A 26,935-nucleotide genomic window follows, 5' to 3' on the forward strand; every position below is an offset into this window, starting at 1 on the left:
GGCGACCGTGGTCGAGGCCGCCACCGCTGTCGCCGCCTCCGCCACCGCAGCCGCCGCTGCCGCCTCCGCTGCCGCCGCCGCCGCTGTCGCTGTCGTTGTCGCCACCGTTGTCGCCGCCGCCGCTGCCGCTGCCGCTGCCGCTGCCTCCGCTGCCGCCGCTGTCGCCGCCGTTGTCGCCGTTGTCGCCGTCGTCGCCGCCGCCGCTGTCGTCGCCGTCGGCACCGCCGCCGCAACTGTCGCAGCCGCAGCCGCAGCCGCAGCCGCCGTGGTCGTGGGATGTGGGTGGGGTTGTTTCGGGTGTGGCGTCGTTGTGCGGTGGGGGCGGGGTCATCTCGGGTGTGGTGTCGTCGTGGTTGCGGGTTGGGGTTGGTCAGGCGTCGCGGTGGATGTGGGGTGGGGATGGGGTTGTTTCGGGTTCGGTGTCGTCGGGGGTGAGGGGCTCGGTAGGGCTCGGTTCGAGTCCGGCATCGTCGCGGGGTTTGGTCGGGGTTGGGCCCGGTTCGGTGCCGGCGGGGGCGCGAGGTGGGGAGGGGGCGCCGACGGAGCTGACGGCGACGGTCGTGGCGCCGGACGAGGTCCGGTTCGAGTGGACGGACAACTCGGTGGGGGAGGAGGGCTTCCTGGTGGAGTCCCGGCCGGCGGGGGAGCGGGAGTTCCGGGTGGTGGCCATGGTCGACCCGGACGTGACTTCGCACGGGCTGGTGCTGTTGCCGGGGGAGCGGGTGGCCGAGTTCCGGGTGCGGTCCTACCGGTTCGGCCCGGCGTCAACCGTGGTGCGGCGCACGACGGGGATCTCGTAGCCTGGGGGGGTGACACGAGTCGTCGTACTGGACTATGGGTCGGGCAACCTTCGCTCGGCGGAGCGGGCGCTGCGCCGGGTCGGGGCGGACGTCGAGGTCACGGCCGATCCCCGGGCGGCGCTGGAGTGCGACGGGCTGGTCGTGCCGGGGGTCGGGGCGTTCGCGGCGTGCATGGCCGGGCTGGGATCGGTGAACGGGGAGCGGATCATCGGCCAGCGGCTGGCCGGGGGGCGCCCGGTGCTCGGCGTGTGCGTCGGCATGCAGATCCTGTTCGACCGCGGCATCGAGCACGGCGTGGAGACAGCCGGTTGCGGACAGTGGCCGGGCACGGTCGCGCGCCTGAAGGCGGACGTCGTGCCGCACATGGGCTGGAACACCGTGCGCGCGCCGTCCGGCTCGGTGCTGTTCGACGGGATGGACGCCGACACGCGCTTCTACTTCGTCCACTCCTACGCCGCGCTCACCTGGGAGCTCGACACCGAGCCGCCCATGCCCACCCCCCTCGTGACCTGGTCACACCACGGCGACGACTTCGTCGCCGCCGCGGAGAACGGCCCACTGTCAGCAACCCAGTTCCACCCGGAGAAGTCCGGCGACGCCGGGGCGCAACTGCTGACCAACTGGCTCAAGAGCCTCCAGTAGCCAGCCCCGCGGCCAGCCCGGTGCGCTCGATCAGGCTGACGTAGACGGCCCACCGCCGTCACCTCCGCCACCGTGGCCGTCGCCTCCGCTACTTCCGTCACCGCCGCCGCAATCCGTCACCTCCGCCACACCACCACCGCCACCGCCACACCGCCACACCGCCGTCGTCGTCGCCGTCGCCGCTGCCACCGCTGCCACCGTCGCTGTCGCCGTCGTCGTTCGCTGTCGTCGCCACCGCCACCGCCACCGCCGCCTCCGCCACCACCGCCGCCACCACTGCCGCTACTTCCGTCACCGCCGCCACCGCCACCGCAGCCGCCGCACCGCCGTCGTCGTGGCGGCAGCCGGCGCTGCCGTCGCCGTCGTCGTTGCTGCGGTGCGCCGGCGATCGTGCGGTTGGCCAGGACCAGCAGGGGGCCTCGCCCATCGGGTTCTCGCCGACCCGGCGGAGCAGCGGTGCGTGAAGCCCTGTCGGCGCAAGCGTTTGGTGGGCTGCTGGGAGCGGTGGGCGGTCGGCTCCGTGCCGGGCGCGGCGCATCCTGTCCAGGTAGAAGGAATGGTGCCGAAGTGGCTGGCAATGTGGACTGGAATTGCCTGGGAGGTGGTTGGTTATACACCGTCCGTCCTGTTCAGGCGGTTCGTCGACACATCGGTCACGCCGCGCAGTTCTACTCTCCGTAGATTTGCCGCGTGAGAAAACCGGAAGTCGGGGCAGGGAAGACCCGTTCGTGTGGTTCGGCCTGTGCTTGGAGTGAAGGGCCTGCAGGCCAGGCCAGTCTTCCGGCTGGCCAGAGAAAGGGGAGATGAATTCTTTATCGAATTGCGATCGAACTGATGGGATAGCCGATGGTGTGATTGGTGCACGAATTGTTGAGCGGTCCGCCGGGCGAATGGGGCGGCGCGAGTAAAAAATGAGTTGATCTGATGTGCATGGGTGTGATCTGGTGCGAGGGGATGGCCTCCGCCCCCCGGTAACCAGCTTACCTGGAGGGTCCGACAGCGTCGGGTGACGGCGGATCGGCCCAGTCGGCGCGGTACAGCGCGACCGATCAGATATCTGCCGTTCGGCGACATTTCGTGGCCGGTTGGGGAATTCGCTCGATGTGGGAGCACGGGTGTTGTGCCGGCCTGGCAAACGAATAGCGTCCGTTGCCATGGAGGATCGAGAACCAACGGTACGTAGTCGGGAGCTTGGTGAGGGGCTTCGCCGGGCCATGGAGTGTGGCGGGTTCCATGCGAGCGGTGTCGCGCGGGAGTTGGGCTGGAGTCCCAGTCGCGTGTCGCGGATTCTGTCGGGGAAGCGGGGTGGGTCGAGCCACGACGTGGCGGCCTTCATCGCCATCTGTGGGGTTCGGGGCGACGAGCGGGAGCGGCTGATGGCCCTGAGCCTCGACCACGGCCCCGGCTGGCACGTCCATCACAACCCCGCCCTTCCCCGGCGGGTGCGCACGCTCGCCAACCACGAGCGGCACGCGAACGGCATCGAGTGCTTCAGCGGCGGCGTCGTCCCCGAACTGCTGCAGACCCGCCACTACGCCGCCGCCGTGCTGGAGGCCAACCCGAACGTGCCCAAGTGGGACATCGCCGAGCGGGTCGGGGTCGTGCAGGCGCGGCAGCGGCACTTCGAGGGGGAGGACGCGCCGGGCAGCGTCTTCTACCTGCACGAATTCGTCCTGCACACCCCCGTCGGCGGGGCCGCGCTCATGTCCGAACAGCTGCACTCGCTGCTGCGCCGGTCGGTCCGGCCGACCGTCTCCGTGCGGGTCGTGCCGAGGACGGCGGGTGCCCACGCGGGCATGACCGGCGCGTTCTCCCTGGTCAACGTGCGTGACTTCAAGCGGATCGTGTTCGTCGACGGGGAGACGGTCAGCCACTTCATCGAGTCGCCGGCCGAGGTCGGGGCCTACCGCGCCGTGCTGCGGGAGCTGGGGCGGGTCGCGCTGGACGAGGTGCGCTCGCGGGAGCTGATCGCCAAGCTGGCGACCAAGCTCTACGGGGTGCTCGATACCCTGCCACGGTGACGTTCACGCTCCTTCCCGCAGTCGATGTTCGCGACGGCCTCGCCGTGCGGCTCCACCAGGGCCGCTCCGGCACCGAGACCGGCTACGGCGACCCCTGGGAGGCCGCCGAGGCCTGGCAGCGGGACGGCGCCGAGTGGATCCATCTGGTCGACCTCGACGCCGCCTTCGGCACCGGCGACAACCGGGCCCAGCTCGCCGAGATCGTCGGGCGGCTGGACGTCAAGGTCGAACTGTCCGGCGGCATCCGCGACGACGACTCGCTCGCGGCCGCGCTCGGCACCGGCTGCGCCAGGGTGAACCTCGGCACCGCCGCCCTGGAGAACCCCGAGTGGTGCGGTCGGGTCATCGGCGAGTTCGGTGACCGGGTCGCCGTCGGGCTCGACGTCCGCATCGGCGACACCGGAGAGCACCGGCTGGCCGCACGCGGCTGGACCGAGGACGGCGGCCTGCTCTGGGACGTCCTCGAACGGCTCGAACGCGACGGGTGCTCGCGCTACGTCGTCACCGACGTCACCAAGGACGGCACGCTCGACGGGCCCAACCTCGCGCTGCTGCGCGACGTGTGCGCGCGGTCGACCGCCCCGGTCATCGCCTCCGGAGGGGTGTCCAGTGTGGACGACCTGCGGGCGCTGGCCGGGCTGGTGGCCGACGGCGTGGAAGGGTCGATCATCGGGAAAGCCTTGTACACCAGGGCGTTCACCCTGCCTGAGGCGCTTGCTTCCGTGCGGTGACGGTGATCGCCAGGCACAACGAGCCGTGCGCGCCACGGAAACGTTTGCTGGAACCGATCACGATCCGGCCGGTCAGGCCGTACTTGCGCGTGAGCACGCGGCGGCCGCGTTCGGTGCCCTCGGCGTCGAGGATGCGCGCGGTGCCGGTCACGGGTTCGCCCCGTGGCCGGCCGCGCGCGTCGCACTCGGACAGTTCGACGCGCGGACTGCGGCGGATCCGCTTGACCTTGCCGGCCTCGGACCTGGTCCAGATGATCAGCTCGTCGCCGTCGCGCGCGGCCCACACCGGAGTCGGCACCGGCGTGCCGTCGCGCCGGAACGTGGTGATCAGGACATAGTTGCTGCGGTGCAGCCGCTCGACGTCGGAGATCATGGCACCGACGGTAGAGCAGGGTCGCTGTGAGTGTTCTCAGGGCGTTCGGCGGCGCAGCGTCGCCGAACCGAGGACCAGGGCGAGCACCACACACCCGGCCACGATCAACAGGTTGCGCACGAGCGTGCCGTCGATTTCAGCCGAACGGGTGACGGAGTCGAGGGCGTCGACGGCGTACGACAGCGGCATGACGTTCGACAGCCACTCCAGGGCCGGGGTCATCGAGTCGCGCGGGGCGAACAGGCCGCACAGCAGGACCTGCGGCATGACGATCGCCGGCATGAACTGGACGGCCTGGAACTCCGTCCTGGCGAACGCGCTGGCCAACAGCCCCAGCGCGGTACCGAGCAACGCGTCCAGCACAGCGATCACCAACAGCATCCAGACCGAGCCGGTGATCTCCAGGCCGAGCCAGGTCAGCGAGATCGCTGCCGCCACCAGCACCTGCACGATCGCCACCAGGCCGAACGCGATCATGTAGCCGACCAGCAGGTCCAACTTGCCGATCGGCAACGTCATCAGCCGTTCGAGCGTGGCCGTCGTGCGTTCCCGCAGCGTGGTGATCGACGTGACGATGAACATGATCGCGAACGGGAAGACCGCCAGCAGCGCCGGTGCCGCCGCGCTGAACGCCTGTTCGGAGTTGAAAACGTAACGAAGAAGTATCAGCAGCAGGGACGGGACCAGGATCATCATCGCCACGGTCCGGCGGTCGTGCCGCAGCTGGGTGACGATGCGCCGCGCCGTCGCCGACGCGAACCGGACGTTCATGCCGCCTCCTCGTGGGCTCGGTCGCGCCGCTCTTGGTCGCCCTGCGCTGAATGGTTCGCTCCGCAAGCTCCGCTCACGACGCCTCCTCCTCCCGGACCAGGCGCAGGAAGGCCTGTTCGAGGTCGTCGGTGCCGGTGCGGGCACGCAGCGCGTCGGGGGTGTCGTCGGCGAGGATCCGGCCCTCGCGCATCAGCAGCAGCCGCCCGCAGCGGGCGGCCTCGTCCATGACATGACTGGAGATCAGCAAGGTGACGCCCTGGCCGGCGAGCCGGCCGAACAGGTCCCACAGCTCCTCGCGCAGCACCGGGTCCAGACCGACGGTCGGCTCGTCGAGCACCAGTAGGCGGGGGCGCCCGAGCAGGGCGACGGCCAGGCTCGCGCGACTGAGCTGACCACCGGACAACTCGCCGACCAGGTGGTCGGCGTGGGTGCCGAGCCCGACCTCGCCGATGACCCGATCGACATCGCCCCTGGGCGCCCGAACAATCGCGGCGAAGTAACGAAGACTCTCGCGCACGGTGAGATCCGCGTAGACGGACGGGTTCTGCGTGGCGTACCCGATCCGGTCACGCAACCGGGGACTGCCGGCGGGTTCACCGAGCACGGTGACCTCCCCGCCCGCCACGATCTGAACACCGACGACCGACCGCATCAGGGTCGTCTTGCCGCAGCCCGACGGCCCGAGCAGGCCGGTGACCGACCCGACCGGCACGGAGAAGCTCACGTCACGCAGGACCTCCCGGGGCCCACGCCGGACCCGGAGCCCGGAGACGGAGATGGCGTAATTGGTCACGCGTTTAATTCTGCGCCCGCCGCGTTCACCAGTCAAGACCGGCCCCCGGGAGGGGAGGCGCGGCCGTGTCCGGGGGCGCGCTGGGTGGGACTGGGTGCGGCTCGTGGCCGGACCGGCCTGGCGGAGCGCCGGCCCGCGACACCGGGTCAGGCAGGCGTGAAGTAGTGCTGGAGTACCGGCGCGACCAGGGCCACGACCTCGTCCTCGGTCGCCGAGGCGAGGGGTTCGGCGCCGATGACGTAGCGCACCATGACCAGGCCGACCATCTGGGACACGGCGCCGGTCAGGCGCAGCGGCGGCAGGTCGAGCGCGTCCGCCACCTTCGCCAGTACCGCGTTCTCCATGAACTGGCGCAGCTGGGCGGCGACCTCCTCGTTGCTGGACACCGAGCGCACCAGGGCGAAGAACGGGGTCCTGGTCGCCGGGTCGCCCCACAACCTCAGGAACAGGCGCACGATGCGTTCGCCGATGCGCTCGCGGGGGCCGTCGAGGACGGTCGTCACCAGGGTCGCGGGATTGAACGGGAGGTTCAGCGCGGCCACGAAGATCTGGTCCTTCGACCCGAAGAAGTGGTGTACCAGGGCGGGGTTCACGCCGGCCTCGGCCGCGATGCCACGGATGGTCGTGGCCGTGTAGCCGCGGGCGGCGAACTGGTTGCGCGCGGCCGTCAGGATCTCCTCGCGGGTCTGGGTTCGACCCGGGCGTCTGCCCGTACGCGCCACCGTGGCTCCTCTCGTCCCTACCGCCAGTATCCTCGACGGCATGTCGGTAGCGGTGCGCGTGATCCCCTGTCTGGACGTGGACGCCGGGCGGGTCGTCAAAGGCGTCAACTTCACCAACCTCGTCGACGCCGGGGACCCGGTCGCCCTGGCCGCCGCCTACGACGCCGAGGGCGCCGACGAGCTCACCTTCCTCGACGTCACGGCGTCCTCTTCGGACCGGGAGACCACCTTCGACGTCGTGCGGCGCACCGCCGAGCAGGTGTTCATCCCGCTGACCGTCGGCGGCGGCGTCCGTGCCGTGTCCGATGTGGACAAGCTGTTGCGGGCCGGCGCGGACAAGGTCTCGGTGAACACCGCGGCCATCCTGCGGCCAGAACTGCTGCGTGAGTGCTCCCAGCGGTTCGGCGCGCAGTGCGTGGTGCTCTCCGTCGACGCCCGGCGCGCCGCCACACCCTCCGGGTTCGAGGTGACCACCCACGGCGGGCGCGAGGGCACCGGCATCGACGCCGTCGAGTGGGCCGCCCGGGGCCAGGAACTCGGCGTCGGCGAGATCCTGCTCAACTCCATGGACGCCGACGGCACCCGCGCCGGCTTCGACCTCGAACTGATCAAGCTCGTGCGCGCCGCCGTCGACGTCCCGCTGATCGCCAGCGGCGGCGCCGGGACGGTCGACCACTTCCCGCCGGCGGTCGCCGCCGGCGCCGACGCCGTGCTCGCCGCCAGCGTGTTCCACTTCGGACAGCTGCGCATCGGCGAGGTCAAGGACGGCCTGCGCGCCGCCGGGGTCGTCGTCCGATGACCGCCCGCGAACCAGACGCGACCGGCGGCGAACCAGACGCGACCGGCGGCGAACCGGGCGCCACCGCCGGCGAACCGGGCGCCACCGGACTGGATCCGGCGGTCGCGGCGCGGCTCAAGCGCAACGCCGCCGGGCTGGTCTGCGCGGTGGCCCAACGTCACGGCACCGGCGAGGTCCTCATGGTCGCCTGGATGGACGACGAGGCCCTCCACCGCACGCTCACCACCCGCCGGGCCACCTACTTCTCCCGCAGCCGTCAGCGCCTGTGGGTCAAGGGCGAGACCTCCGGCCACACCCAGTACGTGCACGAGGTCCGCCTCGACTGCGACGGCGACACCGTGCTGCTCGTCGTCGACCAGGAAGGGGCCGCCTGTCACACCGGCGCGGCGACCTGTTTCGACGAGGACGTGCTGCTCAGCTGATGGTGCCGGTGATGTAGCGCTGCAACGTCGGCGCCACGGCCGCCACCATCGTGTCCGCGTCGGCCGAGGCCAGCGGCTCGAACCGGGCGACGTAGCGGACCATGCCCATCCCCACCAGTTGCGAGGCCACCAGTGTCGCGCGGAACTCGTGCCGGTCGGGGGCCACCTTGGCGATGATCCGCGCCATGATGTGCTTGATCAGGAAGTCCCGCAGCGCGTTCGACGCCTGCTCGTGGCCGGCGATGCTGCGTACCAGCGCCGTGAACATCCCGCCGGCCGAGTTGTCCCAGATGGTGACGAACGTGCGGACGATCCGCTCGCCCAACTGGTCGACGTCGCCGACGAGCACCCGTTCCACCACGTCCTGGGGGTTGAACGGCAGCTTGAGCACCGCCTCGGCGAACAGGCCCTCCTTGCCGCCGAACCAGTGGTTCACCATCGCCGCGTCGACCTGCGCGCGGGCGGCGATCGCCCGGACGGTGGCGCCGTCGTAGCCCTGTTCGACGAAGATCTCGCGGGCCGCGGCCAGCAGCGCGGCGCGGGTGTCGGTCCCGCCGGGGCGTCGGCCACGCCGGCGGGGGGCGTCTTGCTTCGCACCCTTGGTCACCGCATCATCATGGGGCACCGTGTCAAGTTATTCAACACGGCATGAATTCTGTGCGGTCCGGATACCCAGCGTGTCGCCGTCTCGGCCACGGCTGGAGAATGGCTCGCATGCCCAGTGTGACCGAGTCACGATCCACGCCGCGCGGGCTCGGGGTGGTCAGCCCCACTCGCGAGGAGTTCCACCGGCTGGCGGCCGATCACCGCGTCATCCCGGTCGTCCGGCGACTGCTCGCCGACGCCGAGACCCCGGTCGGCGTGTACCGAAAACTCGCCCAGGGGCGCCCCAACACCTACATCCTCGAATCCGCCGAGAACGGGCGGTCGTGGTCGCGCTGGTCGTTCATCGGCGTCCGCAGTGCCGCTGTGCTCACCGAGCGTGACGGACAGGCGCACTGGGCGGGCGCCCGGCCGGTGGGCCTGCCCGAGGGCGGCGACCCGCTGACCGCCCTGCGCGAGACCGTCGAGATCCTGCGCACCGAGGCCCTGCCCGGCCTGCCCCCGCTCACCGGCGGCATGGTCGGCTACATCGGCTACGACGCCGTCCGCCGCCTCGAACGCCTGCCCGACCTCACCGAGGACGACCTGCACGTCCCCGAGCTCGCCATGCTGCTGGCCACCGACCTGGCCGCCCTGGACCACCACGAGGGCACCATCACCCTCATCTCCAACGCGGTGAACTGGGACAACAGCCCCGAGCGGGTCGACGCCGCCTACGACGAGGCGGTCGCGCGCCTGGCCGGGATGACCGAGCAGCTCCAGCAGCCGGCCCCGCCGACCGTGGCCACCTTCGACCGGCCGCCGCCCGACTTCCTGCGCCGGCGCACCACCGAGGACTACACCGCCGCCGTGCGCACCGCCAAGGAGGCCATCCGCGCCGGCGAGTGCTTCCAGGTCGTGCTCTCCCAGCGTTTCGAGACGCCGACCGGCGGCGCCGACCCGCTGGACATCTACCGCGTCCTGCGCACCACCAACCCCAGCCCGTACATGTACCTGCTGCGCCTGGACGGCTTCGACATCGTCGGGTCGAGCCCGGAGTCGCTGGTCACCGTGCGCGACGGGGTGGCGACCACGCACCCGATCGCGGGCACCCGGTGGCGCGGCGTCGATCCCGACGAGGACGCCATCCTCGAGAAGGACATGCTCAACGACGACAAGGAACGCGCCGAGCACGTCATGCTGGTCGACCTCGGGCGCAACGACCTCGGCCGGGTCTGCCGCCCCGGCAGCGTGCACGTCGTCGACTTCTTCCGGGTCGAGCGCTACAGCCACGTCATGCACATCGTGTCCACCGTGACCGGCACCCTGCTCGACGGGCGCACCGCCTTCGACGCGGTCACCGCCTGTTTCCCCGCCGGCACGCTCTCCGGCGCGCCCAAACCCCGGGCCATGGAGCTGATCGAGGAGCTCGAACCGACCCGCCGGGGCCTCTACGGTGGCGTCGTCGGCTACCTCGACTTCGCCGGGGACGCCGACACCGCCATCGCCATCCGCACCGCGCTCGTCCGCGACGGCGTCGCCTACGTGCAGGCCGGGGCGGGCATCGTGGCCGACTCCAACCCCGCCGCCGAGGACGCCGAGTGCGTCAACAAGGCGCTGGCCGTGCTGGCCGCGATCGCCACCGCCCGGACCATGCGCCCGGCCGACGGACCAGCCGATGGCTGATCGCCGTCCACTGTGGATCGTCGGGCCGACGCTGCTGGCCGCGGCCGGCGCGTTCTGGGGCTCGACCGCGCTCGACGACGCCCCTGGTTCGGGCGCCGGTCTCGCGCTGGTCGCCCTGGCCGGGGCCGGCGGCACGCTGGCCACGGGCGGCTGGGCGCGGCGCGTGGTCGGCGGTCTGGTCGTGCTCGCGGGGCTGCTCGGCGCCTGGCAGGCGCTGGCCGCCGGCGGTGCCGGACTCGGCCGGTGGACCGCGCTGCTCGGCGCGCTGCTGCTGGTGGCGGCCGGTGTGCTGGTGATCCGGTTCGCGCGGCGGCTGCCGACGCTGGGGGCGAGGTATCGGTCGGCTAACGCGCGTACCGCCCCGAACGATCCGGACAAGGACATGTGGGACGGTTTGAGCGAAGGCCGGGACCCGACGGTCGGCAAGGCGGAAGATGAACGGTGAGCGCGGACCCGGTAACGAGTCGCCGCTCGGTCCGGGGTTAGCATCCCTTTGGCGGGAAGGGGCAAGGCCGGTGACTGACAGCACCTGTGGCACAGCGGAAGTGGCGTTCGCGCCACGGCCGACCGACGCCGGTGAGCGTGGCCAGTGGTGAGCGTTCTCGAGTCGATCATCGAGGGCGTGCGCGCCGATCTCGCGGTGCGAGAGGCAGCGCTCCCGTTCGAGACGGTGAAGGAGCGGGCCGCGAAGGCGGCGCCGCCCCGGGACGCCATCGCCGCCCTGCGGGGCTCGGGCATCGGCGTCATCGCCGAGGTCAAGCGGCGCAGCCCGTCCAAGGGGGACCTCGCCTCGATCTCCGATCCGGCGGCCCTGGCCAAGGACTACGCCGACGCCGGTGCGCGCGTGATCAGCGTGCTCACCGAGCAGCGGCGCTTCGGCGGATCGCTGGCCGACTTCGACGCGGTGCGTGCGGTCGTGGACGTTCCGTTGCTGCGCAAGGACTTCGTGGTCGGCCCCTACCAGGTGCACGAGGCGCGGATGCACGGCGCCGACCTGGTGCTGCTGATCGTCGCCGCCCTGGAGCAGAACGCGCTGGTCGCGCTGCTGGACCGGGTCGAGTCGCTTGGCATGACCGCGCTGGTCGAGGTGCACACGGCCGAGGAGGCCGACCGGGCGCTGGAGGCGGGTGCGTCGGTCATCGGCATCAACGCCCGTGACCTGCACACCCTGGAGGTCGACCGGGAGGTCTTCGGCCGGCTCGCCCCCGGGCTGCCGTTCGAGGTGCTCAAGATCGCCGAGTCCGGCATCCGGGGCCCCGGCGACCTGATGACCCACGCCGGTGCCGGCGCGGACGCCGTGCTGGTCGGCGAGAGCCTGGTCGCGAGCCCGGACCCGAAGGCCGCGCTCGTGCAGTTGGTCACCGCCGGTTCGCACCCGGCCTGTCCGAGGCCGAGCCGGTGACCTCCGAGACCCACACCGACCCCGGGCGCGACCAGCACCAGCACAGCGAGCACGACCCGGAGCACGGCCACTTCGGACCCTACGGCGGGCGTTACCTGCCCGAGGCGCTGATCGGTGCCATGGACGAGCTGGCGGCCGTGTACGAGAAGGCCAGGCTGGACCCGGAGTTCATCGCCGAGTTCACCGGGTTGCTGCGCGACTACGCCGGGCGGCCCTCGCTGCTCACCGAGGCGCCGCGCTTCGCCGAGCACGCGGGCGGCGCGCGGATCTTCCTCAAGCGCGAGGACCTCAACCACACCGGCTCGCACAAGATCAACAATGTGCTCGGTCAGGCGCTGCTCACCAAGCGGATGGGCAAGACCCGGGTCATCGCCGAGACCGGCGCCGGCCAGCACGGCGTGGCCACCGCGACCGCGTGCGCCCTGATGGGCCTGGAGTGCGTCGTCTACATGGGCGAGGTCGACACCCAGCGCCAGGCGCTCAACGTCGCCCGGATGCGACTGCTCGGCGCCGAGGTCATCCCGGTCACCACCGGTTCCCGCACCCTCAAGGACGCCATCAACGAGGCGCTGCGCGACTGGGTGGCCAACGTCGACACCACCCACTACCTGCTGGGGACCGCCGCCGGCGCCCACCCGTTCCCGATGATGGTGCGCAACTTCCACAAGGTCATCGGCCAGGAGGCGCGCGCGCAGATCGTGGACCAGGCCGGTCGGCTGCCCGACGCGGTCACCGCGTGCGTGGGCGGCGGGTCCAACGCCATCGGCATGTTCCACGGCTTCATCGACGACCCGTCGGTGCGCCTGGTCGGTTTCGAGCCGGGCGGGCGGGGCAGCGAACCGGGTGAGCACGGAGCCACGCTCAGCGAGGGCAGCCCCGGCATGCTGCACGGCGCACTGTCCTACTTACTCCAGGACGAGGACGGCCAGACCATCGAGGCGTACTCGATCTCGGCCGGCCTCGACTACCCCGGGGTGGGTCCCGAGCACGCGTGGCTCAAGGACACCGGTCGCGCCGAGTACCGGCCGGTCACCGACGCCGAGGCCATGGACGCCTTCCAACTGCTGTCGCGGACCGAGGGCATCATCCCGGCGATCGAGTCCGCGCACGCACTGGCCGGCACATTACGGCTGGGTAGGGAGCTGGGGCCGGACGGGCTGATCGTGGTGTGCCTGTCCGGACGCGGGGACAAGGACATGGACACCGCGGCCAAGTACTTCGGTTTCATGGAGAGTTGATGTCCCGCCTCGACCCGGTGTTCGCCCGTTCCCGCGCCGAGGGCCGCGCGGCCCTGATCGGCTACCTGCCGGCCGGGTACCCGACCGTCGACGGCTCGGCCGAACGCCTCACCGCAATGATCGACTCCGGCTGCGACATCGTCGAGGTCGGCGTTCCCTACTCCGACCCGGTGATGGACGGCCCGACCGTCCAGGCCGCCGCCGACCTCGCCCTGCGCGGCGGATTCCGGCTGCGGGACCTGTTCCGGGTCGTCGAACAGGTGTCCTCGGCCGGCGGTCACGCCGTCGTGATGACCTACTGGAACCCCGTGCACCGCTACGGCGTGGACCGCTTCGCGCGTGACCTCGCCGCCGCCGGCGGGCTGGGCGTCATCACCCCCGACCTCATCCCGGACGAGGGCGCGGACTGGATCGCCGCCGCCGCCGAGCACGACCTCGACCGGATCTTCCTGGTAGCGCCGTCCTCCAGCACCGAGCGGATCGCCACCACCACCGCCGCGACCACCGGGTTCCTCTACGCGGCCGCCGTCATGGGCGTGACCGGCGCGCGGGACCGGGTCGGCGTGGCCGCCTCCGGGCTGGTGGCCCGCGCCCGCGAGTGCACCGACCTGCCGATCGCCGTCGGTCTCGGGGTCCGCTCCGGTGACCAGGCCGCCGAGATCGCCGGTTTCGCCGACGCGGTCGTCGTCGGGTCGGCGTTCGTGTCCCGCGCCGGCGAGGTCGCCAAGCTCCGCGAGCTGGCCGAGGAACTGGCCGACGGTGTGCGGCGCCCCATGGTCCCCAGCCGGTAGCAGGTACTACCGCCCGTAGGGCGACCCATTGTGTACAGCGTTGTGGTCGCCCGTTACGGTGACGCGCGTGAACCTGGCGTCCAGCGTCTTCCTGGCGAACATCCCGAGCCCTGACCGTGGCGTGTGGGAGCTCGGCCCCATCCCGCTGCGGGCCTACGCCCTGTGCATCATCGCCGGCATCATCGTGGCGATCTGGTGGGGCGAGCGGCGTTGGGTCGCGCGCGGCGGAACCTCCGGCACGATCGTCGACATCGCGGTGTTCGCGGTGCCGTTCGGCCTGGTCGGCGGCCGTCTCTACCACGTGGCGACCGACTACCACCGGTACTTCGGGGAGGGCCGCAACCCGCTCGACGCGCTGCGGATCTGGGACGGTGGTCTCGGCATCTGGGGGGCGATCGCGCTGGGCGCGGTCGGTGCGTGGATCGGGTGCCGGGTCAAGAAGGTGCCGCTGCCGGCGTTCGCCGACGCGGTCGCGCCGGGCATCGTCACCGCGCAGGCCATCGGGCGACTGGGCAACTACTTCAACCAGGAGCTCTACGGCGGGCCGACCGACCTGCCGTGGGGTCTGGAGATCTACCGCCGGATGAACGGCGCCGTCGAGGACAACCTCAACGGTGTGGCCGTCGACCACATCCCGGTCGAGGTCGTGCACCCGACGTTCCTCTACGAGCTGCTGTGGAACCTGGCCGTCGCCGCCCTCGTGGTGTGGGCCGACCGCCGCTTCCGCCTCGGGCACGGTCGCGCGTTCGCCGTCTACGTCGCCGGTTACACGCTGGGCCGGGGCTGGATCGAGCTGATGCGCACCGACGAGGCCACCATGGTCGCCGGCCTGCGGATCAACGTCTGGGTGTCGATCCTCGTGTTCGTCGGCGCGATCGTGTACCTGATCATGGCCAAGGGCCGAGGTCCACGCGAGGACCTGGCCGCCATCCAGGGTACCGACCCGGACACCAACGAGCCCCCGTCCGTCAAGCCCGACTCCGACAGCGACGACGCCGACGAGGACGCCGACGAGGACGCCGCTGACAAGGACACCGCCGACAAGGACGCCGACAAGGACGCCGACAAGGACGCCGACTCGGCGGACGATGCGGACGAGCCCAAGGAAGCCGACGACACCAAGGAGTCCCAGGACTCCGACGAGGTCAAGGACGAGGACTCCGCCGAGAAGGCGAAGGAGTCCAGTTCGACCACCGGCAAGGAGTCCTGAGCCCGGTCACCACGGCGGCGGCCGCGACCAGCGCGGCCGCCAGCAGGGCGAAGGCGGCCCGGTCCGTGCCGGCGGTGGCCACGGCGCTGCCGGCGGCCAGGCCGACCGCGCCGCCGAACTGCTTGGCGGTGTTCATCAGCCCGGAGGCCGCGCCGCCGTGCTCGGGTCGGACGCCGGTGGTGACCAGCGTGGCCAGCGGTGTGTTCAGCAGTCCGCCGCCGGCACCGACCAGGACGCTGGGCACACCGACCGCGAGCACGAACGAGCCGTGGTCCACGACCGTGAGCCACAGCAGCCCGGGCACCGCGACCACCACCCCGGCCATCACCAGCGTGCGGGGCGTGTGCCGGGCCAGCAGGCGGGGCGTGAGCCACAGGTTCACGGCCAGCATGGCGACGGTCAGCGGCAGGAACGCCACCCCGGCCTCGATCGGTGAGTACCCCAGCCGGGTCTGCATCCGGTAGGTGAGGAAGTACCAGAGGGCGACCTGGAAGCAGGCTCCGGTGAGCGCGACCGCGATGTTGCCGAGCACGATGGTCCGGTTCCGCAGGAGCCGGCTCGGCACCAGCCGGTGCCGGGTGCGCCGCTGCTGGATGACGAGCAGCACGAACAATGCGCCGGTGACCAGGCTCGGAGTGACCGGCAGGCCGGTCGACAGCGCGTAGGTGGCCCCGGTGAACGCCCCGGTGGCCAGCCCGGCGCCGACCAGGTCGATCCGTCCGGGGCGGTGCCGCTCGCCGCTGCGCCGGTGGAGCGCCCACGCCGCGCCGGCGACCATCGCCCCGATCGGCAGGTTGACCAGCAGGGTGGCGCGCCAGGAGACCAGGTCGGTGAGCAGGCCGCCGGCGACGGTGCCGATCCCGCCGCCGGCCAGGCTCACCGCCGTCCAGACGGTGATGGCCCTGGTCCGGTCGGGGCCTTCGGCGTGGGTCGCGGTGAGCAGGGTGAACGTCGCGGGGGAGACCACCGCCGCCGACAGTCCCTGGGCGGCGCGGGCGGCGATCAGCACCCAGCCCTGGGTCGCGAGCCCTCCGGCGACGCTGGCCAGCGTGAACGCCGCGACGCCCCAGGCCAGCAGCCGCGCGGTGCCCACGACGTCGGCGAGCCGAGCGCCGACCAGCAGGACCCCGGCGAAGCCCAGCGTGTAGGCCATGGCCACCCACGACGCGGCCACCCGGTCGAGCCCGAGGTCGGTCTGCAGGGACGGCAGGGCGACGTTCACCACCGAGACGTCCAGCACCACGATGAGCTGGGCCAGGCAGGAGGCCCACAGGGCGAGCCGGCGCACGATCCTCCTTTGATACAGCTGTATCAAAATTTGATACGACTGTATCATCGGCCCGAGCGAAGGGAGCCCGCCGATGTCCGAGGCCGGTCGACGGACCGAGATCATGGAGGCCGTGGAACGCCTCCTGGCCAGGGGCGGGGTCAACGCCGTGACCATGCGTGCGGTCGCCACCGAGGCCGACGTCTCGCTGCGGCTGGTCCAGTACTACGGCTCCACCAAGGACGAACTCCTCGGCGCCACCCTCGACCGCCTGGCCGACAAGAGCATCCGGCGCTGGCAGGCCCGCGCCGACCGGCAAGGCCCGGCCCTCGGGGTGATCGGCGCGTTCCTCGACGAGGCGCTGCCCACCGACCGGGCCAGCCGCGACCTCCACCGCGTCGGCGTCTCCCTGGAAGGCCTGGCGATCACCCACCCCGACGTCGCCGGCCGGGCCTACCGCACCCACCTGCGCGGCCTGGCCGACCACCTCGCCGACGTGCTCGACGCCCAAGGCGTGCCCGCCGCGCGCCGGCTCGCGTGCGAGGTGATGGCCATCGCCCACGGCGTCGGGACGCTGCTGATGGCCGACCAGCTCACCGAACCCGAGGCGCGGTCACTGCTCGCCGACTACCTCGACCGACTCCGCCCGCGACTGTCCACCGAGGACCGTGCGGACTAGGGCACCAGGCCGCGCCCGGTCACCAGCGGCAGGTCCAGCGCGGTCAGCAGGCCGGGTTCGGCGGCCACCACCGCCGGGATCGCGTTGACCAGCCGCATCGCCGTCGCCTTGAGGCCGGCGGTGTTGTGGTCGCCGTTGGTGGCGCGCAGGCGCAGGTCCAGCACACAGTTGGGCTCGCCGGTCACCTCGACCCGGTAGCCGCCCTGGCCGGGGGGCTGGGGCCACTCCACACCGATGTCGGCGCGCAGCCGGGTGACGTGTTCGAGCACGCAGACCGGCCGGCCGCCGGCGATGCCGCGCACCTCGAAGCGCAGCGCCGCGGCCGTGCCGGCCTCGATCCGACCGGCGGCGACGTGGAAGGTCTCCGGGGCGGGCAGCCGGGTGGCCTCCTGCTCGACCTCGTCGAGGGTGATGCCCAGGCCGGCGGCCAGTTGTTGCACGACGCTGCCCCAGCCGATGGTCAGCACGCCGGGCTGGAGCAGGATCGGCGTGTCGTCCATCGGCCGGCCGAAGCCCATGATGTCGAACAACACGGTGGGGTTGTTGTACGTCGAATAGTCCAGGATCTCCATGCAGCGCACCTGGTCGACGCGCTGGCACACCGACGTCAGCATCAGTGGCAGCCAGTCGTTGGCGAACCCCGGGTCGATCCCGTTGACCCACAACGAAGATCGGCCGTCGAGGGCCGCCCGGCGCACCGGCTCGACCACCTCCGGCGGCAGCACGCCGTCGGGGAACTGGAGGAACACCGGGCTGCTGGACACCACGTTGATACCGGCCGCCAGCAGCCGGGCCAGGTCCTCCATGGCCTCGCCGAGCCGGTCGTCGGCCATCGCCGTGTACACCACACAGTCCGGACGGGTGGCGATCAGCGCGTCGGCGTCGCCGGTCGCGGTCACCCCCAGCTCACGGCCAAGGCCCGCCAGGTCACCGGCGTCCCGACCCACCTTGTCCACTGAGGACACCCAGACGCCGGTCAGGTCCAGGTCGGGGCGGGCGTCGATCCCGGCGATGGCGTGCCGGCCGACGTTGCCGGTGCTCCACTGCACCACGCGAAAGGTCACGTCTCAGGTTAGCCCCGAGGTGCCCTGGTCGGCGTGACGACGAGATTCCCGTTGTCGGTCTTGAGGATCTCCACCTCGGCCGCGTAGTGCCGCGCCACGGTCTCGCGGGTGAGCACCTCCTCGGGCGTGCCGTAGCCGACGACCTCGCCGCCGTGCAGCAGCAGCACACGGTCGGCGTACTGGGCGGAGAGCGTCAGGTCGTGCAGGGTGCTGACGACCGTCGCGCCGTCCTCGGCGCGCAGCCGGTCCACCAGCTCCAGCAGGGCCTGCGCGTGCCCGATGTCCAGGCCCGTGGTCGGCTCGTCGAGTAGCAGCAGCCCGGCCTGCTGGGCCAGCACCCTGGCCAGCACCGCCCGCTGCCGCTCACCACCCGACAGGGTGTGCAGTGCCCGCCCGGCCAGCCCCGTCAGGTCCAGCCGGTGCAGCGACTGCTCGACGACCGCCAGGTCGGCGCGCCGCTCGCGGGCCAGCGGCGCCAGGTGCGGGGTGCGGCCCAGCAGCACGTAGTCGGTCACCGTCAGCCGGTCGGGCAGTTGCGGGTTCTGCGGCGCGTAGGCGATCGCGCGGGCCCGAGCCCGGGCGCTCAGCGCCGAGGCCGGCCGCTCGTCGAGCAGGATCTCCCCGTCGTGCTCGACCGCGCCCAGGATCGCCTTGAGCAGCGAGGACTTCCCGGCCCCGTTCGGCCCGATGATCGCCAGCCAGCTGCCGGCCGGCAGGTCGACGTCCACGCCCGAGGCCACCACCCTGGACCCGTAGCGGGCCGACACGTCGTGCAGCGACAGCGCGGTCATCGCACCTCCTGCCGGTTCATCCGCAGCACCAGCAGGAAGAACGGCGCGCCGGTGAACGCCGTGATCACGCCGATCGGCAGCTCGGCCGGGGCGAACGCGGTGCGCGCGATGTGGTCGGCGACGATCAGGAACACCGCCCCGCCGGCCAGCGACAGCGGGATCACCACCCGGTAGCTCGCGCCGGCCAGCAGCCGCACCACGTGCGGCACCACGATCCCGACGAACCCGATCAGCCCGCTCACCGACACCGCCGCCGCCGTCGCCAGCGAGGCCGCCAGCAGCACCACCACCCGCACCCGCCCGGGGCGCACGCCCAGCGACGCCGCCTCGTCGTCGCCGACCGCCAGCACGTCCAGCAGCCGCCCGCACAGGCACAGCACCACGCCGGCCAGCGCGATGTAGGGCACGGTCACCAGGATCTCGCGCCAGCCGGTGGTGTTCAGCCCGCCGAGCATCCAGCTGTAGACCTGTTTGATCGTGTCGGTGTTGAGCTGCTGGACGAACGTCTGGATCGCGGTCAGGAACGACGCCACCGCCACCCCGGCCAGCAGCAGCACCGCCGTGCCGCCGCCGGCCGAGCGGCCGAGCAGCCAGGTCAGGCCGACCCCACCGATCGCGCCGGCGAACGCCGCCAGCGGCAGCGGCCCGATCACCCAGCCGGTGACCTGCGGCGCGGCGACCACCACGATGGTGGCCGCCATGCCGGCACCGGCCGCCGCGCCCAGCAGGAACGGGTCGGCCAGCGGGTTGCGGAACACGCCCTGGAACGCCGCGCCGGCCATCGCCAGCGCGGCGCCGACCAGGCCGGCCAGCACGATCCTGGGCAGCCGCACGTCCCACACGATCGCCGCCTCGGTGGCCGACAGCGGCGAGCGGCCGCCGGTCAGCTGGGCCCACACCTCCTGCGCGACCCTGGTCCAGCCCAGGTTCGCCGCGCCGAGCAGCATCGACACCGAGACCACGGCGACCAGCCCGACGAGCGCCACGGCGATCGCCAGCGGAGCGAGCCTGGTCGGGCGGATCCCCCGGTCCTGGCGCGCGCGCATCAGCTGCCCTGGCTCGCCTTCTCGACGGCCTCGGCGATGTCGGCGGCCAGGTCGACCACCCGGGGCCCCCAGCGGGACGCCAGGTCGTCGTCCAGCGCGACGACGTTGCCGTCGCGGACCGCGCCCAGGGTGTTCCAGCCGGGGCGGGCGGCGACCGTCTCGGCGTTCTGGCCGCAGCACTTCACGTCCGCCAGGAAGATCAGGTCCGGGTCGGACTCGAGGATGTGCTCGACGGTCAGCTGCGGGTAGCCGCCCTGGTCGGTGTCGGCCGGGTCGGCGATGTTGGTCAGCCCGAACAGGCCGTACACCTGGCCGATGAACGTCTTCGACGTCGCGCTGAAGTACGTGGTGTCCAGCTCGTGGTAATAGGTCAGCGGCTCGCTGGGCTTCGGGGTGTCGGCGACGATCTTGTCCAGGTCGGCGCGCATCCGCCCGGCCAGGTCGGCGGCCTCCTGCGCGTGCCCGGTGGCCTTTCCGAGCAGCTCGACGCTGGCGTACAGGTCGTCCAGGGTCGCGGCGGCCGGCACGATCAGCACCTTGCGGTCGACCTTGGTGAGCGCGGCGGCGATGCCGTCGGTGTCGTCGGAGAGCACCACCAGGTCCGGGTCGTAGCCGACGATCGCCTCCACGTTGGGCGTGAGGCCCGACAGGTCGGTGCGCGGCGCGTCGGCCGGGAAGTTGGACTGGTCGTCGACCGCGACGACCTGGTCCCCGGCGCCGACGGCGTAGATCGTCTCGGTGTTGCTTGCCGACAGCGACACGATCTTGTCGGGCCGCTTGTCCAGGGTCAGCGGCTCGCCCTGCGCGGGCGTGAGCGTGACCGGGAAGTCGGCCTGGTCCTGCGCTGCGGGCGGCTGGTCGTCCTCGGCGCGTTCGGCGCAGCCGGCCAGCGCCAGCGCGCCGGTGAGGGCGAGGACCGTCAGGCGTCGCACGCGCCTGCGGGGAAGGGACATGGGGACCACCTCGGGAGGTTCGGCCGGCGTCGGGCCGGCGCGCGCCTTGAGGTGGCGGGACGCCGCATCCCTGCACCGGGGGCGGTTGGCGTCGACGCGGGGAGCGGTAGGCGACCTGGCTCGGGCGCCGCGTACGCGGGGCCTCCACAGTTGCGGGACAGCGCCGGGTTCACACCGGACTTCGCTACCACCTGCCGCGACCCCGGTTGGGCCGCGGACTGTTCGCGTCACCGGTCAAGCACGTGACCAGCAGCAGGACGCTACCACCCCGGCGACTGCCACCGCGGCTGGCCGGATACGAGGGTTGTTTGTCATTGCGGACACGCCGCCCGCTCCCACAGGATGGACGGCATGGCCCCCCGTTCCGTCGTGCTCGTCGCGTACTCCGGTGTGCAGCTGCTCGATGTCGCGGGTCCGCTGGAGGTCTTCCGGGCCGCCGCGGACGTCGTCGCGGACTCGTACACCGTCGAGCTGGTCGCCAACGAGCCGGTGATGACCTCCGGCGGACTCCCGCTGACCATGGACGGCCCGCTGCCCGACCGGGCCGACATCGACACCCTGGTCGTCGCCGGCGGTCCCGGGGTGCGGCAGGCGCTGTTCGACGAGCGGCTGGTCGCCTGGATCAGAACCAACGCCCAGCGTTCCCGGCGGGTCACCTCGGTGTGCACCGGGTCGCTGCTGCTGGGTCGGGCCGGGCTGCTCGACGGCCGCCGGGCCACCACGCACTGGGTGGCGACCGGCACGATGTCCGAGCTGTTCCCGAAGGTCAGCGTCGAGTCCGACCAGGTCTTCGTGCGCGACGGCAACGTGTGGACCTCGGCCGGGGTCACCACCGGCATGGACCTCGCGCTGGCGCTGGTCGAGGAGGACCTCGGCCGAGACGTCGCGCTGGAGGTCGCCCGGTGGCTGGTCTGGTTCGTGCACCGCCCTGGCGGGCAGACGCAGTTCAGCGGGCCGCTGGTCGACGAGCCAAGCGGGCTGCTGCGCGAGGTCCAGGAGTGGGTCCTGGCCAACCTCGGCGCCGACCTGCGGGTCGACGTGCTGGCCGAGCACGCGCACATGAGCCCCCGCAACTTCGCCCGGATCTTCCGCCGGGAGGTCGGGCTGACCCCGGGGGCCTACGTGGAGCGGGCGCGGGTCGAGGCGGCCAGGCGCGCGCTGCTCGACCGGTCCGACGGGGTGGAGACGGTGGCGGCCCGCTGCGGGTTCGGCACCGCCGAGACGATGCGCCGCGCGTTCCACCGACAGCTGGGGGTGGGGCCGGCGGAGTACCGGCAGCGGTTCCGGCGCACCGCGCACCCGGTCGGTGCGGCCAACACCTGAGGGAGAACAGTGGACAAAGCGTTGGACAGAACGTTGGACATCGCGTTCGTGCTCTACGACAACCTGACCGCGCTCGACCTGGTCGGGCCCTACGAGACGCTGAGCTGGCACCCGGCGGCGACCCCGCACTTCGTCGCCGAGCAGACCGGCCCGGTGTACACCGACAACGGCCTGGTCATGCACGCCACCACCACCTTCGCGGATCTGGCGGCCCCGGACGTGATCGTCGTGCCGGGCAGCTCCCGGTTCGTCGACGCGCTGGAGGACACCGTGCTGCTGGACTGGCTGCGGGCCGCGCACCCGCACGCCACCTGGACCGCGTCGGTGTGCACCGGCTCGACCCTGCTCGCCAAGGCGGGGATCCTCACCGGCCGGCCGGCCACCACGCACTGGGGGGCGCGCGAGCTGTTGGGCTCGCTCGGTGCGGTGGTCAGCCACGAGCGGGTGGTGATCGACGGTTCGGTGATCACCGGCGCGGGGGTGTCGGCGGGGATCGACCTCGGGTTGACCCTGTCGGCGGAGATCTGGGGGGAGGAGGCGGCCCGGGCCGTACAGCTCATGCTCGAGTACGACCCGCGGCCGCCATTCGACAGCGGCTCGCCGGACAAGGCCGGGCCGGAGCTGATGGCCAAGGTCGGCCAGCTGCTCTCGCCCCGGTCCGGCTAGGCCGACTCGCGGGCGACCAGTTCGGTCGGCAGCACCACCGGGTCGGCCACCGGGTCGCCGCCGATCTGGGTCAGCAGCAGCTCGGTCATCGTCCGCGCCTGGTCGATGATCGGCTGGTGGATCGTGGTCAGCGGCGGCTCGGTGTGCCGGGCCAGCTCGATGTCGTCGTAGCCCACGACCGCCACGTCGGTGGGGACCGCGCGGCCGGCCGCGCGCAGCGCCCGCAGCGCACCGACGGCCATCAGGTCGTTGGCGGCGAACACGCCGTCCAGGTCCGGGTGGCGGGCGAGCAGCGCGGCCATCGCCTGCTCGCCCGACTCCCGGGTGAAGTCGCCGTACACCACGCGGTCGGCCTTGCGCCCGGCCGAGGCCAGCGCCCGCCGGTAGCCGCCGAGCCGGTCGGAGCCGGCGGTCATGTCCTGCGGGCCGGCGATCGTGGCGATCCGCCGCCGGCCGCCGGCCAGCAGGTGCTCGGCCGCCAGCTGCGCGCCGCCGACGTTGTCGACGTCGACGTAGGTCAGGCCGGGCAGGTGCCGCTGCGGCCGGCCGCCGACGACGGTCGGGATGCCTGCGTCGAGCAGCAGCCCGGGCAGCGGGTCGTCGCCGTGCATGGACGCCAGCAGCACGCCGTCGACGTGGCCGCTGCGCACGTAGTCGGCCAGCCGGGCGTGCTCGGCGTCGTTGCGCGCGTTCACCAGCACCAGCTGCACGCCGGTGCCGACCAGGGTCTGGCTGGTGGCGATGATGATGTTGCCCAGGTACGGGTCGGCGAGCACGGTGGCGTCCGGCTCCCGCATCACCAGGGCGATCGAGTCGGTCCGGCGCATCACCAGGCTGCGGGCCGCGCGGTTGGGGACGTAGCCGAGGCGGTCGATCGCGGACGACACCGCGTCCTTGACCTCGGGGGACACCCGGGGGGAACCGTTGATCACCCGGGACACCGTGGCCCGGGAGACCCCCGCCTCCGCGGCCACCGTGTCCAGGGTCGGCTTGCGCCGTTGTGGGAACGCCGCGCTCATTCAGGAACTCATTCGGGGTCGAAGCCGTTCGTCGTGATCACCTCGCGGTACCAGTGTGCGCTGTCCTTCCACACCCGGCGCTGGGTCGGGTAGTCCACGTGGACGATGCCGAAGCGCTTCGAGTAGCCGTGTGCCCACTCGAAGTTGTCCAGCAGCGACCACACGAAGTATCCCCGAAGGTCGATGCCGGCCTCGATCGCCTCGTGCACCACCCGCAGATGGTCCCGCAGGTAGGCGATCCGCTCGTGATCATGGACGTGGTCACCGGCGCCGTCGGCGGCCAGCTCGTCGTCGAACGCCGCGCCGTTCTCGGTGATCATCAGCGGCATCGGAGCGTAGTCCTCGTGCACCCGCCGCAGCACCGCCCGCAGCCCGCGCGAGTCGATCGCCCAACCCATCGCGGTCGCCGGCCCCGGCTGGTCGACGAACCGGACGTCCTCGCACGCCGGCCACGGCGATGGCCCCGGCCGGCGCTCGCCGGTGTCGACCAGCGTGGGGGAGTAGTAGTTGACGCCCAGCACGTCGATCGGCGACGAGATGACCTTCAGGTCGCCGCTCACCACGAACGACCAGTCGGTCACCGCCGCGGTGTCGCGCAGCACGTCGGTGGGGTAGCTGGCGCGCAGCAGCGGGTCCAGGAACATCCGGTTGGCCAGCCCGTCGACCCGCCGGGCCGCGTCGGCCGCCGCCGGGGTGTCGCCGGCGGGCAGCACGGCCGCCAGGTTCAGCGTGATCGACACCCGCGCGTCGGCCGGCAGCGCGCTGCGCAGCGCCCGGGTGCCGTAGCCGTGGGCCAGCAGCAGGTGGTGGGCGACCCGCAGCGCGGTCTCCTGGTCGGGCAGTCCCGGCGCGTGCTCGCCGGAGCCGTAGCCGAGGAACGCCGAGCACCACGGCTCGTTGAGCGTGGTCCACAGCGGCACCCGGTCACCGAGCCGTTCCCCGACCAGCATCGCGTAGTCGGCGAAGCGGGCGGCGGTGTCGCGCACCACCCAGCCGCCGTAGTCCTGCAGCTCCTGGGGCAGGTCCCAGTGGTAGAGCGTCAGCACCGGGGTGATGCCCTTGGCCACCAGTTCGTCCACCAGCCGGTCGTAGTGGTCAAGGCCGGCGGCGTTGGCCGGGCCCTTGCCGGAGGGCTGGACCCTGGGCCAGGACACCGAGAACCGGTAGGCCGGGAGGCCGAGGTCGGCCATCATCGCCACGTCCTGCCGGTAGCGGCGGTAGTGGTCGGCCGCCACGTCACCGGTGTCGCCGCCGGTGACCCGCCCCGGCGTGCGCGCGAACGTGTCCCAGATGGACGGTCCGCGCCCGTCGGCGGTCGCCGAGCCCTCGACCTGGTAGGCCGCGGTGGCCGCACCCCACACGAAGTCCTCGGGGAACGTCAGTCTGGTCATCCCTTCACCGCCCCTTGCATGATTCCTCCGATGATCTGTCGGCCGAGCAGCAGGAACACGATCAGCATCGGGAAGGTCGCGATCACCGTGCCGGCCAGCACCAGCGAGTAGTCGACCTCGATGCCGCTCGCGGTGTTCGCGATCGCCACCTGGACCGTCGGGTTCTGGGTGTTGAGCAGGATCAGCGGCCAGAACAGGTCGTTCCAGTAGGTGATGAACGTGAGCAGCCCCAGTACCGCCGCCCCCGGCCGCGCGATCGGCAGCACCACGCTCCAGTAGATCCGCAACGTGGTGGCGCCGTCCACCCTTCCGGCCTCCAACAGTTCGGTGGGCATGGCGGAGGTCAGGTACTGGCGCATGAAGAACACACCGAACGCGCTCATCAGCGCCGGCACGATCACCCCGCGCAGGTCGTTGGCCCAGCCGAACCACTGGGTCACCATGATGTACAGCGGGATGATCGCCAGCTGGGTGGGCACCAGCATGGTCGCCACCACCGAGGTGAACAGCGCGCCGCTGCCCCGGAAGGTCAGCTTGGCGAAGGCGAAGCCGGCCAGCGTCGAGGTGAACACCACCGACGCGGTGATCGTGCCGGCCACGATCACCGAGTTCGTCAGTGCCAGCCCGAAGTTGCCCTGGTCGAAGGCGGCGGCCAGGTTGTCGAACAGGTTGCCGCCGGGCACCAGCGGCGGCGGGTAGTGCCCGACGGCCGACTGGTCCCGGGAGGAGACCACGATCGACCAGTACAGCGGGAAGATCGAGACCACCACGATCCCGAACAGGATCGCGTAGGTGCCCCAGCGGGGCTGGTCGGGTGCGCGGCGGGTCGCCATGTCAGTCCTCCGACCTGATCCGGCGCGCCAGCAGGAAGTTCACCAGCGCGATCACCACCGTCACTCCGAACAGCGTCCAGGCGATGGCGGCCGCGTAGCCGTAGCGGCCGTTGGTCCAGAACTGCTGGTACAGGTAGAGGACCACGGTCTGGAACTGCCGGTCCGAGCCGCCGTTGTTGTTGCGCGTGGTGTCGAACAGGAACGGTTCGGCGAACAGTTGCAGCGCGCCGATGGTGGACACCACGACGGTGAAGATGATCGTCGGCCGCAAAGCGGGGATGGTGATGTAGCGGAACTGCTGCCAGCGGCTGGCGCCGTCGATGGACGCGGACTCGTAGCGCTCGTAGGGGATGGTCTGCATGGCCGCCAGGTAGATCAGCGCGTTGTAGCCGGTCCAGTGCCAGGTGACCATGGCCGAGACCGCGAGCCACGACGCCCACTTCTCGGCCCGCCAGTCGATCGGGTTCTCGGTGAACGGCGCGAGGAACCAGTTCAGCAGCCCGAAGTCGCGGGCGAAGATCTGGTTGAAGATCAGCGCCACCGCCGCGACCGAGGTGATGTAGGGGACCAGCACACCCATCCGCAGCAGCAGCCGCCCGCGCAGCCGGTAGTTGAGCAGGTGGGCGATCCCCAGCGCCAGCAGCAGCTGCGGCACGGTCGACACCAGGCCGATGCCGAACGTGTTGATCAGCGCGTTGTGGAAGTTCTCGTCGCCGAACAGGTTCTGGTAGTTCTCCAGGCCGACCGACTCGTCCTCGCTGCCCGCCCGCCGGGGGCTCCACGCCGTGGTCGAGATGAACGCGGTGTAGGCCATGGGGAACAGGCCGAACACCGCGAACAGCCCGAAGAACGGCAGCACGTAGAGGTAGGGCGAGCCCTTGAGGTCGAACCGGTACAGCCTGGAGCGGAGCTTCTCCACG

Annotated in this window: 31 protein-coding genes; 15 read left to right on the forward strand and 16 right to left on the reverse strand. The window is 71.8% G+C overall.

The window, feature by feature from the left end; all coding sequences use genetic code 11:
- On the reverse strand, positions 1-331 hold a 331-nt coding region (locus BLA60_RS38530; RefSeq protein ID WP_425427131.1), incomplete at its 3' end, for a hypothetical protein.
- A 148-nt stretch (positions 332-479) separates the two neighbouring features.
- Here BLA60_RS38530 and BLA60_RS38535 point away from each other — a divergent pair.
- Together BLA60_RS38535 and hisH are read left to right on the forward strand one after the other, a co-directional pair.
- A complete protein-coding gene (locus BLA60_RS38535) occupies positions 480-800 on the forward strand; it encodes a fibronectin type III domain-containing protein (protein WP_154814893.1) in 321 nt (106 codons plus the stop codon).
- Between the two features lie 9 nt (positions 801-809).
- Positions 810-1,442: an imidazole glycerol phosphate synthase subunit HisH gene (gene hisH, locus BLA60_RS38540; protein ID WP_075138039.1), complete on the forward strand. Its 633-nt coding sequence runs from the start codon at positions 810-812 to the stop codon at positions 1,440-1,442.
- Between the two features lie 97 nt (positions 1,443-1,539).
- Here hisH and BLA60_RS45150 read toward each other — a convergent pair whose 3' ends face one another.
- Positions 1,540-1,869, reverse strand: a complete 330-nt coding sequence (locus BLA60_RS45150; RefSeq protein WP_211288998.1) for a hypothetical protein — start codon at positions 1,867-1,869, stop codon at positions 1,540-1,542.
- A 727-nt stretch (positions 1,870-2,596) separates the two neighbouring features.
- Between BLA60_RS45150 and BLA60_RS38550 the strand changes: the two genes are divergently transcribed.
- Together BLA60_RS38550 and priA are read left to right on the forward strand one after the other, a co-directional pair.
- The gene (locus BLA60_RS38550) at positions 2,597-3,463 is read left to right on the forward strand and encodes a helix-turn-helix domain-containing protein (protein ID WP_075138041.1); all 867 of its coding nucleotides are present in this window, start codon (positions 2,597-2,599) and stop codon (positions 3,461-3,463) included.
- A complete protein-coding gene (gene priA, locus BLA60_RS38555) occupies positions 3,460-4,194 on the forward strand; it encodes a bifunctional 1-(5-phosphoribosyl)-5-((5-phosphoribosylamino)methylideneamino)imidazole-4-carboxamide isomerase/phosphoribosylanthranilate isomerase PriA (RefSeq protein WP_075138042.1) in 735 nt (244 codons plus the stop codon). Before BLA60_RS38550 ends, priA begins: the two co-directional genes overlap by 4 nt.
- Here priA and BLA60_RS38560 read toward each other — a convergent pair.
- From BLA60_RS38560 to BLA60_RS38575, 4 genes are all read right to left on the reverse strand, one after another.
- Positions 4,160-4,567, reverse strand: coding sequence for a PPOX class F420-dependent oxidoreductase (locus BLA60_RS38560; RefSeq protein WP_075138043.1), 408 nt, complete (start codon positions 4,565-4,567; stop codon positions 4,160-4,162). The genes priA and BLA60_RS38560 overlap by 35 nt on opposite strands.
- 36 nt (positions 4,568-4,603) lie before the next feature.
- Entirely contained in the window at positions 4,604-5,338 is a 735-nt protein-coding gene (locus BLA60_RS38565) for an ABC transporter permease (RefSeq protein ID WP_075138044.1), read from the reverse strand.
- A 73-nt stretch (positions 5,339-5,411) separates the two neighbouring features.
- Positions 5,412-6,131 (reverse strand): ABC transporter ATP-binding protein, encoded by a 720-nt coding sequence (locus BLA60_RS38570; RefSeq protein ID WP_075138045.1) that lies wholly within the window; start codon positions 6,129-6,131, stop codon positions 5,412-5,414.
- Positions 6,132-6,277: 146 nt separating this feature from the next.
- Positions 6,278-6,853 (reverse strand): TetR/AcrR family transcriptional regulator, encoded by a 576-nt coding sequence (locus BLA60_RS38575; protein WP_084736011.1) that lies wholly within the window; start codon positions 6,851-6,853, stop codon positions 6,278-6,280.
- Between the two features lie 40 nt (positions 6,854-6,893).
- Between BLA60_RS38575 and hisF the strand changes: the two genes are divergently transcribed.
- Together hisF and hisI are read left to right on the forward strand one after the other, a co-directional pair.
- Positions 6,894-7,652, forward strand: coding sequence for an imidazole glycerol phosphate synthase subunit HisF (gene hisF / locus BLA60_RS38580; RefSeq protein WP_075138047.1), 759 nt, complete (start codon positions 6,894-6,896; stop codon positions 7,650-7,652).
- 89 nt (positions 7,653-7,741) lie between these two features.
- The gene (gene hisI / locus BLA60_RS38585; RefSeq protein ID WP_075138088.1) at positions 7,742-8,074 is read left to right on the forward strand and encodes a phosphoribosyl-AMP cyclohydrolase; all 333 of its coding nucleotides are present in this window, start codon (positions 7,742-7,744) and stop codon (positions 8,072-8,074) included.
- Here the strand turns inward: hisI and BLA60_RS38590 are convergent.
- On the reverse strand, positions 8,067-8,681 hold the full coding sequence (locus BLA60_RS38590) for a TetR/AcrR family transcriptional regulator (RefSeq protein ID WP_075138048.1): 615 nt from the start codon (positions 8,679-8,681) through the stop codon (positions 8,067-8,069). The genes hisI and BLA60_RS38590 overlap by 8 nt on opposite strands.
- Before the next feature lie 107 nt (positions 8,682-8,788).
- Between BLA60_RS38590 and BLA60_RS38595 the strand changes: the two genes are divergently transcribed.
- From BLA60_RS38595 to lgt, 6 genes are all read left to right on the forward strand, one after another.
- Positions 8,789-10,342: an anthranilate synthase component I gene (locus BLA60_RS38595; RefSeq protein ID WP_075138049.1), complete on the forward strand. Its 1,554-nt coding sequence runs from the start codon at positions 8,789-8,791 to the stop codon at positions 10,340-10,342.
- Positions 10,335-10,787: a Trp biosynthesis-associated membrane protein gene (locus BLA60_RS38600; protein ID WP_075138050.1), complete on the forward strand. Its 453-nt coding sequence runs from the start codon at positions 10,335-10,337 to the stop codon at positions 10,785-10,787. The genes BLA60_RS38595 and BLA60_RS38600 overlap by 8 nt, the downstream gene beginning before the upstream one ends.
- 147 nt (positions 10,788-10,934) lie before the next feature.
- The gene (gene trpC / locus BLA60_RS38605; RefSeq protein WP_075138089.1) at positions 10,935-11,744 is read left to right on the forward strand and encodes an indole-3-glycerol phosphate synthase TrpC; all 810 of its coding nucleotides are present in this window, start codon (positions 10,935-10,937) and stop codon (positions 11,742-11,744) included.
- Positions 11,723-12,982 (forward strand): tryptophan synthase subunit beta, encoded by a 1,260-nt coding sequence (trpB, locus tag BLA60_RS38610; RefSeq protein WP_075138051.1) that lies wholly within the window; start codon positions 11,723-11,725, stop codon positions 12,980-12,982. Before trpC ends, trpB begins: the two co-directional genes overlap by 22 nt.
- Entirely contained in the window at positions 12,982-13,773 is a 792-nt protein-coding gene (gene trpA, locus BLA60_RS38615; protein WP_075138052.1) for a tryptophan synthase subunit alpha, read from the forward strand. Before trpB ends, trpA begins: the two co-directional genes overlap by 1 nt.
- Positions 13,774-13,840: 67 nt before the next feature.
- Positions 13,841-14,983, forward strand: coding sequence for a prolipoprotein diacylglyceryl transferase (gene lgt / locus BLA60_RS38620; RefSeq protein WP_084736016.1), 1,143 nt, complete (start codon positions 13,841-13,843; stop codon positions 14,981-14,983).
- Here lgt and BLA60_RS38625 read toward each other — a convergent pair.
- Positions 14,919-16,271, reverse strand: coding sequence for an MFS transporter (locus tag BLA60_RS38625; RefSeq protein ID WP_211288999.1), 1,353 nt, complete (start codon positions 16,269-16,271; stop codon positions 14,919-14,921). The genes lgt and BLA60_RS38625 overlap by 65 nt on opposite strands.
- Before the next feature lie 73 nt (positions 16,272-16,344).
- Between BLA60_RS38625 and BLA60_RS38630 the strand changes: the two genes are divergently transcribed.
- Positions 16,345-16,929 (forward strand): TetR/AcrR family transcriptional regulator, encoded by a 585-nt coding sequence (locus tag BLA60_RS38630; protein WP_075138053.1) that lies wholly within the window; start codon positions 16,345-16,347, stop codon positions 16,927-16,929.
- On the opposite strand, the gene BLA60_RS38635 is transcribed toward BLA60_RS38630, so the two are convergent.
- From BLA60_RS38635 to BLA60_RS38650, 4 genes are read right to left on the reverse strand one after another with little or no spacing between them, the layout of a single operon-like run.
- Positions 16,926-17,993, reverse strand: coding sequence for an NAD(P)H-dependent amine dehydrogenase family protein (locus BLA60_RS38635; protein ID WP_075138054.1), 1,068 nt, complete (start codon positions 17,991-17,993; stop codon positions 16,926-16,928). The genes BLA60_RS38630 and BLA60_RS38635 overlap by 4 nt on opposite strands.
- Positions 17,994-18,001: 8 nt before the next feature.
- On the reverse strand, positions 18,002-18,784 hold the full coding sequence (locus BLA60_RS38640) for an ABC transporter ATP-binding protein (protein ID WP_075138055.1): 783 nt from the start codon (positions 18,782-18,784) through the stop codon (positions 18,002-18,004).
- Entirely contained in the window at positions 18,781-19,830 is a 1,050-nt protein-coding gene (locus BLA60_RS38645) for a FecCD family ABC transporter permease (RefSeq protein ID WP_075138056.1), read from the reverse strand. Before BLA60_RS38645 ends, BLA60_RS38640 begins: the two co-directional genes overlap by 4 nt.
- Positions 19,830-20,783, reverse strand: a complete 954-nt coding sequence (locus BLA60_RS38650) for an ABC transporter substrate-binding protein (RefSeq protein WP_075138057.1) — start codon at positions 20,781-20,783, stop codon at positions 19,830-19,832. Before BLA60_RS38650 ends, BLA60_RS38645 begins: the two co-directional genes overlap by 1 nt.
- Positions 20,784-21,134: 351 nt before the next feature.
- On the opposite strand from BLA60_RS38650, the gene BLA60_RS38655 reads away from it, so the two are divergent.
- Both BLA60_RS38655 and BLA60_RS38660 read left to right on the forward strand, forming a co-directional pair.
- Positions 21,135-22,106, forward strand: coding sequence for a GlxA family transcriptional regulator (locus tag BLA60_RS38655; RefSeq protein WP_084736017.1), 972 nt, complete (start codon positions 21,135-21,137; stop codon positions 22,104-22,106).
- Between the two features lie 21 nt (positions 22,107-22,127).
- Positions 22,128-22,772, forward strand: coding sequence for a DJ-1/PfpI family protein (locus BLA60_RS38660; RefSeq protein ID WP_245812466.1), 645 nt, complete (start codon positions 22,128-22,130; stop codon positions 22,770-22,772).
- Here BLA60_RS38660 and BLA60_RS38665 read toward each other — a convergent pair.
- Genes BLA60_RS38665 through BLA60_RS38680 form a run of 4 tightly spaced genes read right to left on the reverse strand, consistent with a single transcriptional unit; the run spans position 22,769 to position 26,934 of the window.
- A complete protein-coding gene (locus BLA60_RS38665) occupies positions 22,769-23,791 on the reverse strand; it encodes a LacI family DNA-binding transcriptional regulator (protein ID WP_075138059.1) in 1,023 nt (340 codons plus the stop codon). The two genes, BLA60_RS38660 and BLA60_RS38665, sit on opposite strands and share 4 nt — an antisense overlap.
- An 8-nt stretch (positions 23,792-23,799) precedes the next feature.
- Complete coding sequence (locus BLA60_RS38670; protein ID WP_075138060.1) at positions 23,800-25,182, reverse strand: GH1 family beta-glucosidase; 1,383 nt, start codon at positions 25,180-25,182, stop codon at positions 23,800-23,802.
- On the reverse strand, positions 25,179-26,015 hold the full coding sequence (locus BLA60_RS38675; RefSeq protein ID WP_075138061.1) for a carbohydrate ABC transporter permease: 837 nt from the start codon (positions 26,013-26,015) through the stop codon (positions 25,179-25,181). Before BLA60_RS38675 ends, BLA60_RS38670 begins: the two co-directional genes overlap by 4 nt.
- 1 nt (position 26,016) lies before the next feature.
- Entirely contained in the window at positions 26,017-26,934 is a 918-nt protein-coding gene (locus BLA60_RS38680; RefSeq protein ID WP_075138062.1) for a carbohydrate ABC transporter permease, read from the reverse strand.
- Position 26,935: the final 1 nt, after the last annotated feature.

This window comes from Actinophytocola xinjiangensis, from assembly GCF_001921215.1.
GTDB classification, from domain to species: Bacteria; Actinomycetota; Actinomycetes; order Mycobacteriales; family Pseudonocardiaceae; genus Actinophytocola; species Actinophytocola xinjiangensis.